General features: G+C 56.7%; 19 protein-coding genes and 1 tRNA gene. 17 read left to right on the top strand and 3 right to left on the bottom strand.

Annotated elements, in window-relative coordinates; all coding sequences use genetic code 11:
* The first annotated feature begins 28 nt into the window (after nucleotides 1-28).
* The 5 genes from PSPA7_RS31625 to PSPA7_RS32240 all read left to right on the top strand — a co-directional run bounded on the left by PSPA7_RS31625 (nucleotide 29) and on the right by PSPA7_RS32240 (nucleotide 3,939).
* Nucleotides 29-307, top strand: coding sequence for a type II toxin-antitoxin system RelE/ParE family toxin (locus PSPA7_RS31625; RefSeq protein WP_003113526.1), 279 nt, complete (start codon nucleotides 29-31; stop codon nucleotides 305-307).
* Between the two features lie 11 nt (nucleotides 308-318).
* A complete protein-coding gene (locus PSPA7_RS25670; RefSeq protein ID WP_012077435.1) occupies nucleotides 319-624 on the top strand; it encodes a HigA family addiction module antitoxin in 306 nt (101 codons plus the stop codon).
* 395 nt (nucleotides 625-1,019) lie between these two features.
* Nucleotides 1,020-1,868: a restriction endonuclease gene (locus PSPA7_RS25665; protein ID WP_041025421.1), complete on the top strand. Its 849-nt coding sequence runs from the start codon at nucleotides 1,020-1,022 to the stop codon at nucleotides 1,866-1,868.
* Nucleotides 1,869-1,905: 37 nt separating this feature from the next.
* Nucleotides 1,906-3,237, top strand: a complete 1,332-nt coding sequence (locus tag PSPA7_RS31620; RefSeq protein ID WP_012077433.1) for a ParA family protein — start codon at nucleotides 1,906-1,908, stop codon at nucleotides 3,235-3,237.
* Nucleotides 3,238-3,273: 36 nt separating this feature from the next.
* A complete protein-coding gene (locus PSPA7_RS32240) occupies nucleotides 3,274-3,939 on the top strand; it encodes a hypothetical protein (RefSeq protein WP_138009465.1) in 666 nt (221 codons plus the stop codon).
* 54 nt (nucleotides 3,940-3,993) lie between these two features.
* Here PSPA7_RS32240 and PSPA7_RS31615 read toward each other — a convergent pair whose 3' ends face one another.
* Complete coding sequence (locus PSPA7_RS31615) at nucleotides 3,994-4,326, bottom strand: hypothetical protein (protein ID WP_071535397.1); 333 nt, start codon at nucleotides 4,324-4,326, stop codon at nucleotides 3,994-3,996.
* Between the two features lie 244 nt (nucleotides 4,327-4,570).
* Nucleotides 4,571-4,837 (bottom strand): hypothetical protein, encoded by a 267-nt coding sequence (locus tag PSPA7_RS33075; RefSeq protein ID WP_034073212.1) that lies wholly within the window; start codon nucleotides 4,835-4,837, stop codon nucleotides 4,571-4,573.
* A 109-nt stretch (nucleotides 4,838-4,946) separates the two neighbouring features.
* On the opposite strand from PSPA7_RS33075, the gene PSPA7_RS25655 reads away from it, so the two are divergent.
* The 12 genes from PSPA7_RS25655 (at nucleotide 4,947) to PSPA7_RS25590 (ending at nucleotide 13,501) form a co-directional block, all read left to right on the top strand.
* Nucleotides 4,947-5,219: a helix-turn-helix domain-containing protein gene (locus PSPA7_RS25655; protein WP_004352675.1), complete on the top strand. Its 273-nt coding sequence runs from the start codon at nucleotides 4,947-4,949 to the stop codon at nucleotides 5,217-5,219.
* Nucleotides 5,220-5,245: 26 nt separating this feature from the next.
* Complete coding sequence (gene pflM, locus PSPA7_RS25650; protein WP_041025529.1) at nucleotides 5,246-5,533, top strand: lysogeny maintenance protein PflM; 288 nt, start codon at nucleotides 5,246-5,248, stop codon at nucleotides 5,531-5,533.
* Nucleotides 5,534-6,071: 538 nt separating this feature from the next.
* A complete protein-coding gene (locus PSPA7_RS25640) occupies nucleotides 6,072-6,506 on the top strand; it encodes a hypothetical protein (RefSeq protein ID WP_012077431.1) in 435 nt (144 codons plus the stop codon).
* A gap of 121 nt (nucleotides 6,507-6,627) precedes the next feature.
* Nucleotides 6,628-6,879: a hypothetical protein gene (locus PSPA7_RS25630; RefSeq protein ID WP_003115979.1), complete on the top strand. Its 252-nt coding sequence runs from the start codon at nucleotides 6,628-6,630 to the stop codon at nucleotides 6,877-6,879.
* Between the two features lie 12 nt (nucleotides 6,880-6,891).
* Complete coding sequence (locus PSPA7_RS25625) at nucleotides 6,892-7,140, top strand: major capsid protein (RefSeq protein WP_012077430.1); 249 nt, start codon at nucleotides 6,892-6,894, stop codon at nucleotides 7,138-7,140.
* Between the two features lie 159 nt (nucleotides 7,141-7,299).
* Nucleotides 7,300-8,658 (top strand): hypothetical protein, encoded by a 1,359-nt coding sequence (locus PSPA7_RS31860; RefSeq protein ID WP_049792053.1) that lies wholly within the window; start codon nucleotides 7,300-7,302, stop codon nucleotides 8,656-8,658.
* Between the two features lie 4 nt (nucleotides 8,659-8,662).
* Entirely contained in the window at nucleotides 8,663-9,019 is a 357-nt protein-coding gene (locus PSPA7_RS25615; RefSeq protein ID WP_003114150.1) for a DUF2523 family protein, read from the top strand.
* Nucleotides 9,020-9,022: 3 nt separating this feature from the next.
* Complete coding sequence (locus PSPA7_RS25610) at nucleotides 9,023-10,297, top strand: zonular occludens toxin domain-containing protein (RefSeq protein ID WP_012077427.1); 1,275 nt, start codon at nucleotides 9,023-9,025, stop codon at nucleotides 10,295-10,297.
* A gap of 229 nt (nucleotides 10,298-10,526) precedes the next feature.
* Nucleotides 10,527-11,819, top strand: coding sequence for a phage replication initiation factor (locus tag PSPA7_RS25605; protein WP_041025419.1), 1,293 nt, complete (start codon nucleotides 10,527-10,529; stop codon nucleotides 11,817-11,819).
* Nucleotides 11,816-12,814, top strand: a complete 999-nt coding sequence (locus tag PSPA7_RS25600) for a phage integrase (RefSeq protein WP_012077425.1) — start codon at nucleotides 11,816-11,818, stop codon at nucleotides 12,812-12,814. Before PSPA7_RS25605 ends, PSPA7_RS25600 begins: the two co-directional genes overlap by 4 nt.
* Before the next feature lie 25 nt (nucleotides 12,815-12,839).
* A complete protein-coding gene (locus PSPA7_RS25595; RefSeq protein ID WP_041025418.1) occupies nucleotides 12,840-13,085 on the top strand; it encodes a FitA-like ribbon-helix-helix domain-containing protein in 246 nt (81 codons plus the stop codon).
* The gene (locus tag PSPA7_RS25590) at nucleotides 13,082-13,501 is read left to right on the top strand and encodes a type II toxin-antitoxin system VapC family toxin (protein WP_041025417.1); all 420 of its coding nucleotides are present in this window, start codon (nucleotides 13,082-13,084) and stop codon (nucleotides 13,499-13,501) included. Before PSPA7_RS25595 ends, PSPA7_RS25590 begins: the two co-directional genes overlap by 4 nt.
* Nucleotides 13,502-13,627: 126 nt before the next feature.
* Here PSPA7_RS25590 and PSPA7_RS25585 read toward each other — a convergent pair.
* Nucleotides 13,628-13,704, bottom strand: a tRNA-Met gene (locus PSPA7_RS25585).
* Nucleotides 13,705-13,833 lie beyond the last annotated feature (129 nt).

Genomic DNA, 13,833 nt, shown 5'->3' with positions numbered 1-13,833 from the left:
GTTAACGCTTAACGTTAAGGGTTAATGAATGATTCTGACCTTTCGATGCGACGAGACTCGTCAGCTTTTTGAGACGGGTCTTTCGAGGCGGTGGGGAGCCATCCTCACAGTCGCTACGCGTAAGCTCGCAATGCTTCATGCGGCTACGGAGCTTCGAGACCTGCGCTCTCCACCTGGAAACCGGTTGGAGCCGTTGCAGGGAAAGCGGGCTGGCCAACATAGCATCAGGATCAATGACCAGTGGCGTGTCTGTTTCGTCTGGACAGATGCGGGTCCCGAAGAAGTCGAAATAGTTGATTACCACTGAGGAGGTGGACCATGGCTACCAATGGTATGCGCCCTATCCATCCTGGGGAAATATTGCGCGATGAGTTTCTGACGGAGTTGGATATCTCTCCAGCTGCTCTAGCACGCGCTTTGAAAGTCTCCGCCCCGACAGTGAACGATATCGTTCGTGAGCAGCGTGGTATCTCCGCAGATATGGCGATTCGTCTGGGGCGTTACTTTGATACGTCCGCTCAGTTCTGGATGAATCTCCAGAGTGAGTATTCGTTAGCAACTGCTTATGCGGCGAATGGCGAGCAGATCGAACATGAGATTGAGCCGCTGCTTGCTCACGGATAGCGGTGACGTGGATCGGAGAGCCCCGCAGATGCGGGGCTTTTTTATGCGAACCGTAAATCGGTAAAGGGGGGAGCGTAGACGGTTTGTAGTCGGTTTGTAGTCTGCCGACCAAAACAAAAAGGGGTTAGCTTGCGCTAACCCCTTGAAAAATATGGTGGCTACACCGGGACTTGAACCTGGGACATCAGCATTATGAATCGCATGAGAGCCTCCCCACGCTACCCCGAAGCCATGTGAATCGGACCTTTCAACGGCGACGAAACCTCACTTCAACAGGCTGTTTCTGACAATTGGCCTTATGTAGTCACCCTAGAGTCTTTACGGGTACTAGCGTCTCGCGCTAGCTTCTATGTATGGCCCCTGGCCATGAATGGATGCGTATTTGGGAGACAGGGATGGCTCGTCGCCGCAGAACCTCGCTCATTGAGGACCTTATAGAGATTGCTAGCCGCTTACCCTGGTGGGTAAGCCTGCTCATTGCCTTGGGTAGCTGGTTCATCCTCCATCCAATCGCTGACAGCCAGCCCGCAGTGCCCAAGGACTTGCATGAGATGGGGCAGTCAGTTGCCGGCCAGCTCATCCGCACTTTCTCCTTTTTTGGCCAGTTCGTGTTGCCTACGGTGTTCGTGATAGGCGCCATTGGCTCAGTGCTTGCCAGGGCTGAACGCAAGAAGCTGCATGCAAACGTGGCAAACGCGCGAGAGGCCGGACGGACCATTGAAGGCATTAGCTGGCGCGAGTTCGAGCTGCTGGTGGGCGAGGCCTTCCGCCGCAAAGGGTTCGCCGTTGTCGAAAAAGGCGACCGCGGGCCGGACGGCGGTGTTGATCTTGTGTTGCACTTAGGTACGGAAAAATACTTAGTTCAATGCAAGCAATGGAAGGCCATCAATGTTGGCGTGACGGTGATTCGCGAGTTCTTCGGCGTGATGGCTGCGGAAGGCGCAGCAGGCGGCTTTGTTGTTACGTCGGGTAGGTACACCTCCGAAGCTAAAGCGTTCGCAGAGGGGCGTAATATCCAGTTGGTAGACGGGGGATTGCTCAAACGATGGATTTCTAATCATGTGGTAGATAAGTCTGAAGACTATCTAAACTCATCTAGTTCTATACAGTCGAAAAGTCCCGCTTGTCCATTGTGTGATGGGGCTATGAATATCAGAGTCGCTAAGCGAGGATTTAATTCTGGAGGAGAATTCTGGGGCTGCCAAAAGTTTCCGGCCTGCCGGGGTGTAAAGGAAGTTTTGTAATTTGTGAGAGTTAATAATTCTATTCTGAGGTTTGTGCATGAAAATCGTAACTCTATACAATCACAAAGGTGGTGTTTCTAAGACAACTACTACCTTCAATATAGCAACCTATCTCGCTGATCACGGCAAGAAAGTTTTAATGGTTGATGCTGATCCTCAGTGCAATTTGACTGAAATTGCATTGGCAAGAACAATTGCTTCTTTAGACAAGGCTGCGGAAGCTAATGGTTTAGCTGATGCTGGTGCGTTGCCGGGGACGAGCGTTTTGGATGCGCTGAATCAGCGTATTAAGGGTGATGTAGCCTACATTGATATCGAGAAGATTGAACCTTGCGAAATTCATGAGAATCTAGACCTTCTTAGAGGCTCAGTTGACTTGAGTTCAATTGAGGATGATCTGGCGGAGGCTCATGTTCAGCGTATGAGTATGAGGACAAACCTCATGCGAACCTATGTCTCTATTGGGGACTTCTTAGTTCGGTTAGCTGATAAGAAAGGGTATGATTACATATTCATCGATGTAGGTCCGAGCTCCGGGGCGCTTACTCGCGCGTTCTTCTTGGCATGTGACGCATTTTTTATTCCCGTCGCGCCAGACCGTTTTAATGTCCAAGCAATAGGCACTTTGTCTAAGATTCTTAGTCGTTGGATTAGAGAGCATCAAGAAGTTATTTCTAAGTATCAAGATCTAGAGATGCCTATTAGAGCTGGGCGGCCGGCATTCTTAGGTGCAATCGTTCAGGCATTTAAGAAATATGCCGGTGAGGCAAAGCCTGGCTTCAAACTCTGGATGGGGAGATTGCCGGTTGAAATAGAAAATTCGTTGAGGCCTGTTCTTGAAATTTACTCTGATGGTTTGTATCTTCCCGCTTTGTCTACGCGAAGTGTCGAGAACTCAATTGCAGTTGAGATTCCGGATTTCAATCAGTTAGCCCCTTTGATGCAAGAAGTCGGAAAGGCGGTGTTCAATATTGATCGACTTGATACTGCTCTAATTACAAAAAGTAAGAAGCCATGGGGTGGAAATAACTGGTCTGGGGCGCAGAGACGCATGGCCAGCTATAAGCTGCTATTTAAGTGGCTGGCGGAAGCTTTAATTGCTTTCGATAATGGCGCCAAAATTTCTCCATACCCTAAGCCTGCCATCGCGAAAAGGAAAGCTCGCAGAAAACCTGTTAAGGCTGTGGATGCTGCTCAGGCAGCGGTAAATTCTGAGCCTAAGAAGAGTGGTAAGAAAACAAGTGCGAGTGCTGGTAATAAAAAGCCTGCTAGTAAGGCGGTAGCAGTAAAGCCGAAAGGAAAGGTTGCATCAACTTCTGTTGCTAAAAAGAAACCTTTGGTTGCACCTAAGTCGACTTCGAAAAAGTGAGCGGCGCTCAACAGCAAAGGGATGGCGAGATAAGCAATGAATACAGAGTTGAAATTTCACTATGTGGCCTTTCTGGATATTTTAGGTTTCAAGGCTATGGTCGAAAGTGAAGTGAAGAGCGGTGAGGGGTTCTTCTTAAGGAAGCTCTATAATTGTCATCAGAAAGCGAAATCGATTTTTGAGTCTGATCCTGAATTGTCAGTTATACAATTCTCTGACTCCATTGTTATCTCTCGCCCATACTCAAAGTGCTATTTTGAGAGTTTTGTGGAAAGGATATGTATGTATCAGCGATACCTTCTCGAGGAAGGGCTGCTATGCAGGGGAGGGGTCGCTGTGAATCAGCATTTTAATGATGAGTCATTTACTTTTAGTGCTGGTTTGATTGATGCGTATATGGTGGAGAGTACAAGCGCAAAATATCCTAGGGTTGTAGTATCTCCGGATGTTGTTGATCTTGTTTTTTCGGAAGGCGGAGTGTCAAATAGTCTTATTAGGGAGGGCGATGGATTGTATTTTGTGGACTATTTGGGAGGATGTGAAGAGGAAAGGGTTAGACTTATCCCAGTGGTTCGCTCTATATTGAACGAGGTGTCAGGTTCAGCGAGTTCAAGCGTCAGGGAGAAGGGGACTTGGCTTGCGTCGTATTGCGACGCTGTGTGGAACACGGATTTTTGTCCACCAAGATTTATTGTTGCCTGAGTCGTATGCGATGCCTCCTTTGTGGGGCATCGACATTTATATTGAATAATATAGTTACCAAGATTTCTCACGAGTTCCTTCGGTGCACTCCTTTACGTCATCATCAATGACGTTCCCCGGTTTTATGCACTCCTTCATGGATCTGCGCACACCTCGATTGGCCTCCCGGTCTCGTAGAGCCTGCATCTTGAGATTCCTTCTAGCCCCTTCCGCCAATGGCCCTTTTCCATCTGCAAGATCTTGCATGATGCTTTTCTCGAGATATCGTGCAGGCACTTCGATGATAGGTTTCATCGTTTCGGCTGCTTCGGCGAGGGCGGTTTTCTCTTCGGCAGATGCGAAGGCGGTGCAGCTGCATATGGCCAGAGTGATCAACGCTTTCTTCATCTGAGTTACATCCGTGTAGTCCGAGATGGGCATTATCTCGGGGTGTGTATAGTCAGCTAGACCTTAAGCTGATCGTGCCCAGCGTCAATAAGAAATATCTGGAACAGTGAGCGGCGCCTAGTCCGTGGTCATGCTCATCACCTTATCTATCTCTATGCAGGCTTATTCCTGCTGCCTATGCCTCATGTCTTCCTGGCGGATTTCTCTCGGGCAAACCAACGCCTAGCGACTCTCTCGGTAATCTCTATCCCGCGTCTTGTCCGACCAAGTTTCGGTGGGCCTCATCGTATTCAGGGCTGGTTTGGCCGCTTTCGGGCGCGACCTCTCCAGTCACAAGCCATAGAGCGTACTGGGGAAAAAGGGCTATCACGGCCTCGATCTCGGCATCGGTAATGCGTGCCTTTCCATTGCGCACGTTTCCCCACCGGTAACGATCAATACCGGTTTCCTTCTCGAACCAGACGCTTGTCCGCTCCTTGTTGAACAAGGTTATAAGGCGGTCTTTTATCATGCCCAAATATTCTACTTAGTAGATTGTACTTAGTAGCAATCTAAATGTATGGTTTCTTACTTAGTAAATTTTACTCAGTAAGTGTGATTTTTATTATAGGGCAAAAACCATGGAAGAGTCTGGAATAGTGGGGTTCACCGTCACGGGTGCTGTGGAAAAGGTCACGGACTTCCGCACCGCGCCGTTCTGCTCGCAGGCGGTATTCGCGCAGATGCTGGGCCTGGAAGACATCACGGAAGACGTGGTGCGGGGCTGGGTGGAGACCAAGACGATCCCGACTGCCAAGATTGGCCGCCGCCGCGTGGTGAACCTGCACCGTATCCGCCGCGACCTCGACCGGGGCAAGTCGATCTTCTGCCAGGGTGATTACGATGCTGAGTGATCGCCTCGGCGGAGAGGGGGAGCGAAATGGTCTCCCCTTATTACCTGCGCCAAACCCACGCCCCGGACTGCGGCTGCTCTGTATGCTGGTCCGCAAGGCAGGCCATCCCATTGCACAGCCCGTCGCCGTGTCCGGACTGCCGGCCCCCTGGGCTGCCCTATCGGGAAGATGGCCGCTGGCTCTGCCGTCCCCGTTCCTTCTGCGCGAAACACGACCCGTCCCGGCGTCCGCCGAAGTACTGGCACGTTGTGTACGACAGCGGGAAACCCACGCCCTTCGTGCCTGTGCGCGAAGCATTCCAACTGGAGGGTTGACCCATGCTCGCTAAGACCCTGAAAGCGCTGCTCCTGCTCTGCCTGATCCAAGCCGCCCGCACCGTGGCCGATCCGGTCAAGGGCCGCGCTCCCGGCTCGTCGGAACAGCCTCACCGTTCCGGCGAACGGAAGCACGGGCGGAGCGCACCCTTGAACGCCTCCCCCCTGAAACAGCCTCCGCTGGGGAGTGTGGGGCAGCTTCTCCGCCCCGCGCTCCCGAGCCCTCGGTGGCAAGAGCGGGATGACAAGGGCAGAGCCCTTGGTGTTAACAGACTTGAAAGTTATTCATTCCGGCGAAAATCGAAATGCTCGTTACTGCACTTTGTTGCTCAATAAGTTCAGTAGCTTGATATTTCCTCAGAAACGATTTTAGGCGCTTTATCTGTGTTGATATAGCTCCACTAGAACTCGCTGAAACTCGGTAAAAAAGGCTCTTCTTTTCCTAAGCAATCACTTCCGCTGAATCACCGGCACATGAGCCGAATTGCAGCAGCGGGCTAACTCACGCCGAAAAAGGCGAATTGAAGGAGAAACACCGATGAACATGTTTGCAACCCAAGGCGGCGTCGTCGAACTGTGGGTCACCAAGACCGACACCTATACCTCGACCAAGACCGGGGAAATCTACGCCTCGGTCCAATCCATCGCCCCGATCCCGGAAGGCGCCCGTGGCAACGCCAAGGGCTTCGAGATCAGCGAATACAACATCGAACCGACCCTGCTGGACGCCATCGTCTTCGAAGGCCAGCCGGTGCTCTGCAAGTTCGCCAGCGTGGTCCGTCCGACCCAAGACCGTTTCGGCCGGATCACCAATACCCAAGTCCTTGTGGATCTGTTGGCCGTGGGCGGCAAGCCGATGGCGCCGACCGCCCAAGCCCCGGCCCGCCCGCAAGCACAGGCCCAAGCCCCGCGCCCGGCCCAGCAGCCGCAGGGCCAGGACAAACAAGACAAGTCCCCGGATACCAAGGCGTAAGCCGTAGGAGGCCGCGATGCTCCGCTATCTCTCGCTGTTCGCGGTAGGTCTGGCCACCGGCTACGCCTGGGGCTGGATCGACGGCCTAGCGGCCTCCCTGGCTGTTTGAGGACTGATCGCTATGTCAGGCGTTGTCGCTGTGCAGGTGTGTACCGCATGGACCTCGACCCCCGAGGGCTTCATGGCGTGTCGCGAACTCGCATGGCAACAGGCCTACCTGATTCCGCCCGAGGCCGCTGGATACGTGGACATCCTGGTCAACGGTGGTTTTTCCCCGGAAGCCTTCGGCATCGGTGCCGCTGGCGTCCTGGGATCGTTCGTGACGGGGCTTTTGATTGGCTGGGTCGCGTCACTTCTTCGTAAAGCCAAGTAGAGAGGAAACACCATGAAAGCAATGAAGCAACGCATCGCCAAGTTCAGCCCGGTCGCCTCGTTCCGCAACCTGTGCATCGCCGGTTCCGTCACTGCCGCGACGTCGCTGCCGGCCTTCGCCGGGGTGATCGACACCAGCGCGGTGGAATCGGCGATCACCGATGGCCAGGGCGATATGAAGACCATCGGCGGCTACGTCGTCGGCGCCCTGGTGATCCTGGCCGTCGCCGGCCTGATCTACAGCATGTTGCGCAAGGCGTAACGGGTGCTCTGGTCGGTGTGGTTGGGGGCGTTCTTCGCCGGCGCCTTCATCACCGGGTACCGGACCGGCGAATTCTTCTAACCGAACAGACCGAGGCGGAAGCCCCCTCCGGAGTTTCCGGCAGGGGGCTTTTTGTTGCCAGAGGATAAGGAAATGCGGATGAGTACGCGGCTAGGTTGGGGGTGGCGGTTTCTATTGCCGGCGTTGTTGCTGTGTTGTTCGGCGGCTCGCGCCGAGACGTTTTATTGGTACGCCACGACGTTACCGGGGCAGAAATTTTCTAACCCTGTCTCGCTGTGCGAGATCTTGACTCCCAAGGATGATGCGACAACAACTTTTGAGTTCAATAAGTTCAACCTTCAAAGCGTCTCTTATGGACTCTGCCAATACAAACGCACCGTTATAAATCCGCCTCCGCAGCCTCCGGGGGTGTTTTATGAGCATCTGGCCTCTATCTACCGTGGCGGCGGCGAATGTCCTACAGGGGCGAGTTACGACGAAGCCAAGATGGCGTGCGACTGTGGTCCTGGCAAGGACCTGGATCTCGTAAGCAATCAATGTGTGGCGAAGCCTGAGCCGCCTGAGAATGACTGCATAGAAGGGCTGTCCGACTTATTCAGTTCGCCGCCGTCGAGTATTTTCTCGGTCGGCGGAAGAAATTTTGTGAATAGTTCGCCGCCCACGGGTTGCAAGAACGGCTGCCAGTACATTCCGTTAACGTCCAAGTCGACAAGCTGCTATCGCTACCCTGGAACCAGCGATCAGGGTTTCTGCAATTACGTCCTAACCACTGACGGCAGTTCCTGTGCGGCTGACTCCGGCAATCCGGGAATGACTGGTCCCTCGCTGAACGACACCCCGCCAACCAACCCGGAAGAACCCCCGTCCGATCCGAATGACCCTGGCTGCCCAGCGGGCTACAGCTGGTCCGGCACAACCTGCGTCAAGACCCCGACCGACCCCACGGACCCAACCGACCCGACCACGCCGGGCGGTGATGGCGACGGCGGCGGCGATGGCAATGGCGGTGGAAACAACAATGGCGGCGGCAATGACGGTGGCACCGGCAATGGCGGCGACGGCAGCGGGGGAGGGGATGGCAACGGCGGGGGCGATGGTAGCGGCGATGGTGACGGCAGCGGCACGGGCGGCGATGGCAACGGTACCTGCGACCCGGCGAAAGAGAACTGTTCCACCGGCCCCGAAGGCCCCGGCGGCGAACTCAAGGAACCCACGCCCGGCACCTGGGATGACGCCATCGCCACCTGGGAAAAGAAGGTCGAGGACGCCAAGCAAGAACTCAAGACCAAGGTGAAGGCCAACGTCGACCAGATGAAGGGTGCCTTCGACCTCAACCTGGCGGAAGGCGGCGGGCAATTGCCCTGCGAGTCCATGACCATTTGGGGCAAGTCCTACTCCCTCTGCATCTCCGACTACGCCGGCCAACTCTCCAGCCTGCGCGTGGCACTGCTGCTGATGGCCGCGCTGATCGCCGCCCTCATTCTGCTGAAGGACTGACCCTATGGAATGGCTCTCCGGTTTTCTCGATCAAATCATCGCCTTCTTCCAATGGATCTGGGACTTCTTCGCCCAAGGCATCTATGACTTCGTGCGCGACGGACTGGTGGTCGCCACCAAGGCGTCGATGTATGCCGCGCTCCAGACCCTGATCCTGCTGATCGATGTCAGCTACACCGCCGCCCGCGAACTGATCGACAGCCTCGGCGTGCCGCAGATGATCCGCAGCATGTACGCCGCGCTGCCGGGGCCGATTGCGGCGGGGCTGGCCTTCTTCGGCGTGCCGCAGGCGCTGAACATCATCATGGTCGCGGCGGCGACGCGCTTCTGCATGCGCTTCGTGCCGTTCATTGGGAGGTGAACCGTGTCGATCAAGATCCACCACGGCCCCAATGGCTCCTACAAGACCTCCGGCGCGATCCAGGATGACGCCGTGCCCGCGCTGAAAGATGGGCGGGTGATCATCACCAACGTGCGCGGCTTCACCCTGGAGCGGGCCTATCAGGTCTTCCCGGACCTGCCCAACACGGCGGAAATCATCAACCTCGATCTGGAGTCGCTGGAAGACCTCGAAAAGATGCGCACGTGGTTTCAGTGGGCGCCCCGCGGGGCCTTCCTGATCTTCGACGAAACCCAACTGCTGTTTCCCAAGTCCTGGCGGGAAAAAGACCTCGAACGCTTCGACTACCCCGGGGGACCGGAAGCGGCCCACGCGGCCGACCGCCCCATGGGCTGGCTCGACGCCTGGACCCGGCATCGGCATTTCAACTGGGACATTGTCCTCACCACGCCGAACATCTCCTACATCCGCGACGACATCCGCATGACCTGCGAGATGGCCTACAAGCATTCCAACCTTGCGGTGATCGGCATCCCTGGCCGCTACAAGGAGGCCCAGCATGACGCCCAACTCAACCGTCCGCCCGCCGATGGCACCATCATCGAATACAAGCGGATCCGAAAGCAGACCTTCGCCCTCTACCAGTCCACGGCCACCGGCAAGAACCAAGACACCAAGGCGGGCAAGAGCCTCTTCCGGTCGCCTAAGCTGGTTCTTCTACTGGCATTGCTGGCCGGCACTATTGGCTTTGTCTGGTATATGGGGCCTCTGCGCACGATTGGCGGTCCGGCTGCTGCGACACCTGCCGACGCTCCTGGCGACCCTGCTCAAGCCCCTGCTGCACCCGCTGCTGTGGCTGCTCCAGCGCGTCCTGCTGCGAATAGCTTTCTTCCTCCTGGGCTTGTACCTGATGGGCCTGCTGCTGCGCCTGTTGATCTGAACGCCCATCCCTTCGCCGATCGGCGGATCTCCATCCTCGCCCACGCCTACCGCAAGTCGCGAGGCGATATCTACCTGTTCGCCCTGGAGGATCCCACGGGCCGGCGCCTGGAACTCACCAGTTGGCAACTGATCGGCTCCGGCTACCGGGTGACGCCCAAGGGCGAGTGCGTCGTAGAGCTTCGCTATGGGGACTGGAAACAGACCGTCACCTGTGCCGGGAGGCAGGCCGGCGCGGTGGCCAGCATCGCTCCGGCAGCGCCTGTCGCCGCCTCCGCAGACGCACCGGCCAGGGGCCAGTCGCCGCTGACCATCGTCCCCGATTCCGAATACGCCTCGCGGCCCTGGAGGCAGAAATGATCGATTGGGAATTCCTCGTCCCGGTGGCGATGGGCTGGGCGCTGCATCACTGGTGGTCGGTGATGACGGCGCTAGTGGCGGTAGGGGTGCCGCCATGAGGGGCGGGCCGCGCCGCCGGCCGGGAGCGCAAGGCATGAGCGATAGGCCGAAGGCGCGGCCGACGCCCCTGTAACACGTCGGATAACCCCCGATCAGCAACCCCATAGAACCTCATTAACGGGTAAAGAACATGAAGACTCCGATCCATCCAACCCGACTGGTCCTCGAAGAAAACGGGGATTTCCACAAGTCCCCGAAGGGGATGCTTTTCATGGACCCGCTCAATGGACAGTTCACCGACCTGTCAGGCGTGCGGATCCTGCGGTGTGGCGTGGACACCGTGCGGCAGTTGTACAACGGCAAGCTCCGGCCGGAAGTCATGGCGCTGTTTGACCTGTCGGTGGATGTGGTCGAGTTCGCCGGCTACGAATGGTCCAAGGGCCGTATCGGTCGCGACTCTGGCTATCAGTACCGCCTGCAGAACGCCGAAATGGGCCTGATCCTGCTGATCAAGAACCACAACATCAAGGTCGACACCATTGGCTCGCACCTCAAGATCGAGGTGTCGCCCCACGCCATTGACGGCGCCGACCCGCGTATCCTCCAGGGCGTGCTGGATGACCTGGCCGCAGCGGTGCTGAGTCACTGCGAGACCAACCAAGCAGCCGTGCATATCGCGCTGGATGTGCAGGGCTGGACGCCTCCGGCTGATCTCGTTGATCGCATGCACTGCCGCTCGCGTCGGGTACGGCAAATCAGTGGGATCGAGCGGATCGAGTTCGACGGCAACGCCTCGGTCTACGGGCGTGGCGAGACGTACATGTTCGGCTCGGCCAACGGCCTGCAACTGTCGATCTATAACAAGACCCTCCAGGCTCGGGCCGCCGACAAGCTCGACCATTGGGAAAGCGTGTGGGCGGCCCTGAACGGGGATCCGTTCGGCGATGGCGACCCGGCCTATAACCCCCTGGAAACGGTGTGGCGGATCGAGTTTCGCTATCACCACTCCATCGTCCAGCAGTTCTCCGAAGGCTCGCGTATGGCCTCGGGAGAGGTCATCGGCTGCCGCACCTACGAGGGCCTTTGCCCGCACCTACAGGGGCTGTGGAACTATGCCTGCGAGGCATTCCGTGTGCTCTCTCGGGAGGGCATGTATGACGCCTTCTGGAGCCTGATCAGCCAGGACGCCCGCGTCCAGGTCGAGTGCGATCCGTTGATCGAGCGCACCGAGTATCGGCGCTACTACAAGACCGCCAAGGGCTTTAGCGGGCGCAACTGCGAGATGTTCCTCGGCCAGTTCGTGAGCCTGATCGCGCGGGAGCGTGTCCCGGCAAAAAAGGCTATTGAGTCCGCCCGTAAACTGGAGTTCTGGCACGTTATCGAAGACCACTATCTCGCCAAGGGTTGGACTCGTCGCGATCTGGAAAGGCATATCCACAAGCTCATGTGTGATCGCTATCTGCGCAAGGGATATGCGATATGACGGTACGCAAGGACGGCAAGACGTGGACGGCTGACTTCTATGAGAATGGTCGTTCCGGGCGCAGGATTCGCAAGAAAGGCTTCGCCACCAAGTCTGCCGCGATTCGCTATGAGCAGGATTTTTTTGCCGTGAAGGGCGAGACGGGCCGACCGCTGGATGACCGCCTCTCCGATCTGGTGAAGGTTTGGTATGCCCTCCACGGCTGCACCTTGAAGGATGGCAAGCAACGCTTGGCGCGCTGCGAGGCGCTGGCGAAGCGGCTAGGGAACCCCTTGGCGTTCGAGTTCGATTCGTTGGCGTGGGCACGCTACCGGCAACGTCGCTTGACCGGGGTGAAACCTGAGACGGTCAATCACGAGCAACGCTACTTGTCGGCGGTCTTCTCTGAACTGATTCGCCTGGGCTCCTGGCACAAGGAAAACCCGCTGGGCAAGGTCCGGCAAATCAAGACGGATCAGGTCGAACTTACGTTTCTGTCCCTGGATCAGGTCGCTCGACTGCTGGAAGAGTGCAAGGCCAGTACGAACAACCATACCTATCCGGTCGCGCTGTTGTGTCTCGCCACGGGAGCCCGCTGGGAAGAGGCGGAAAGCCTGACGCGGGGCGCTGTGCATGGCGGCAAGGTGCACTATCACCGGACCAAGAATCGGCAGAGCCGATCAGTGCCGATCCCGGATGAGTTGGAGAGGTTGATATTCAAGGTGGGCATGCCTGGGTCTGGCCGCCTGTTCATGTCTTGCCGCGCCGCGTTCCGCTGCGCCTATCAGCGTTGTGGGTTCCAGACGCCGGGCCAGATGACCCACATTCTCCGCCATACCTTCGCCAGCCACTACATGATGGGGGGAGGGGACATCCTGGCCCTACAGCGGATCCTCGGTCACTCCTCGATCACGATGACGATGCGGTATGCGCACCTATCGCCGGAGCATCTTGAATCAGCCATGCGTCTGTCGCCGCTCGCTCAGCTTGGACAGTCTGCTGTATGCTATCAGTGATTTCATTGATTGCGCCGGAGGGAATATGGCCAGTATCACCATTAGGAACCTAGACGAAGACCTCAAGGCCAAGCTTCGAGTGGTCGCTGCGAACCATGGCCGCTCGATGGAAGAGGAAGTCCGAGTAATCCTCGCCCAAGCACTTTCTCGGGAAGAGAAACGTGGTGGGCTGGGAAGCCGAATTCACTCCCGCTTTGCGTTGGTTGGTGGGGCTGATATCGAGGTGCCCGCTCGTAATACCAAGGCTCGGGCTGCGGACTTCGACGAATGATCCTGCTCGACACCAATGTCCTGTCAGAACTCATGAGAGCGAAGCCGGATCCGGTGGTGGTTGCTTGGGTCGACGCTCAACCTGTCCAGGATTTGCTCATCAGTTCGATCACGGTGGCAGAGATCCTCTATGGTATCGCCAGAATGCCGGAGGGTAAGCGCAGGCAAGCACTACAGGACGTGGCCATTGCCATGTTCGAAGAGGACTTTGCCGGGAGGATCTTGCCATTCGATGCGGATGCCGCTGTTCATTACGCAGAGCTGGCGGCAGAGAGTGAGGGCAAGGGAAAGATAGCCGATATGGCTGATGGGCAAATTGCAGCGATAGCCAAGTTGCACGGCGTACCGGTTGCTACCCGCAATATCCGCCACTTCCAGAGCTTCGGTGTTGAGCTGATTAATCCGTGGAGTGGCTGACACCAAATGCGAGCAAGGAGGCTGGTTGCAACTGTGGTCTTTAGCTTGGTAGACACGCTGTAGTCACTTTGTAGTCACCACAGGCAAAAGAAAAGGGGTTAGCTTGCGCTAACCCCTTGAAAAATATGGTGGCTACACCGGGACTTGAACCTGGGACATCAGCATTATGAATGCTGCGCTCTAACCGACTGAGCTATGTAGCCGAGTGGCGCGCATTTTCCGTATCCCGGTCGGGACTGTCAAGCCCTGGCCATAGATAATTTTCTGTTCTTTCAAACGTTTAGACGGAAGGTTCGGCCCCGGTCGCTGGCTGCCGGGCTGCCGGGCTGCCG

It is taken from the genome of Pseudomonas paraeruginosa PA7, assembly GCF_000017205.1.
Lineage (GTDB): Bacteria > Pseudomonadota > Gammaproteobacteria > Pseudomonadales > Pseudomonadaceae > Pseudomonas > Pseudomonas paraeruginosa.
This window is presented reverse-complemented; position numbering and strand designations above follow the sequence as displayed.

Coding starts and splice junctions, on each gene's coding strand:
- PSPA7_RS25595 (WP_041025418.1), top strand. CDS start 12,840: ATGGCCAGTATCACCATTAGGAACCTAGACGAAGACCTCAAGGCCAAG.
- PSPA7_RS25605 (WP_041025419.1), top strand. CDS start 10,527: ATGAAGACTCCGATCCATCCAACCCGACTGGTCCTCGAAGAAAACGGG.
- PSPA7_RS31620 (WP_012077433.1), top strand. CDS start 1,906: ATGAAAATCGTAACTCTATACAATCACAAAGGTGGTGTTTCTAAGACA.
- PSPA7_RS25665 (WP_041025421.1), top strand. CDS start 1,020: ATGGCTCGTCGCCGCAGAACCTCGCTCATTGAGGACCTTATAGAGATT.
- PSPA7_RS31860 (WP_049792053.1), top strand. CDS start 7,300: ATGAGTACGCGGCTAGGTTGGGGGTGGCGGTTTCTATTGCCGGCGTTG.
- PSPA7_RS25600 (WP_012077425.1), top strand. CDS start 11,816: ATGACGGTACGCAAGGACGGCAAGACGTGGACGGCTGACTTCTATGAG.
- PSPA7_RS25590 (WP_041025417.1), top strand. CDS start 13,082: ATGATCCTGCTCGACACCAATGTCCTGTCAGAACTCATGAGAGCGAAG.
- PSPA7_RS31615 (WP_071535397.1), bottom strand. CDS start 4,326: ATGAAGAAAGCGTTGATCACTCTGGCCATATGCAGCTGCACCGCCTTC.
- PSPA7_RS32240 (WP_138009465.1), top strand. CDS start 3,274: ATGAATACAGAGTTGAAATTTCACTATGTGGCCTTTCTGGATATTTTA.
- PSPA7_RS25670 (WP_012077435.1), top strand. CDS start 319: ATGGCTACCAATGGTATGCGCCCTATCCATCCTGGGGAAATATTGCGC.
- PSPA7_RS25615 (WP_003114150.1), top strand. CDS start 8,663: ATGGAATGGCTCTCCGGTTTTCTCGATCAAATCATCGCCTTCTTCCAA.
- PSPA7_RS25655 (WP_004352675.1), top strand. CDS start 4,947: ATGGAAGAGTCTGGAATAGTGGGGTTCACCGTCACGGGTGCTGTGGAA.
- pflM (WP_041025529.1), top strand. CDS start 5,246: ATGGTCTCCCCTTATTACCTGCGCCAAACCCACGCCCCGGACTGCGGC.
- PSPA7_RS33075 (WP_034073212.1), bottom strand. CDS start 4,837: ATGATAAAAGACCGCCTTATAACCTTGTTCAACAAGGAGCGGACAAGC.
- PSPA7_RS31625 (WP_003113526.1), top strand. CDS start 29: ATGATTCTGACCTTTCGATGCGACGAGACTCGTCAGCTTTTTGAGACG.
- PSPA7_RS25630 (WP_003115979.1), top strand. CDS start 6,628: ATGTCAGGCGTTGTCGCTGTGCAGGTGTGTACCGCATGGACCTCGACC.
- PSPA7_RS25640 (WP_012077431.1), top strand. CDS start 6,072: ATGAACATGTTTGCAACCCAAGGCGGCGTCGTCGAACTGTGGGTCACC.
- PSPA7_RS25625 (WP_012077430.1), top strand. CDS start 6,892: ATGAAAGCAATGAAGCAACGCATCGCCAAGTTCAGCCCGGTCGCCTCG.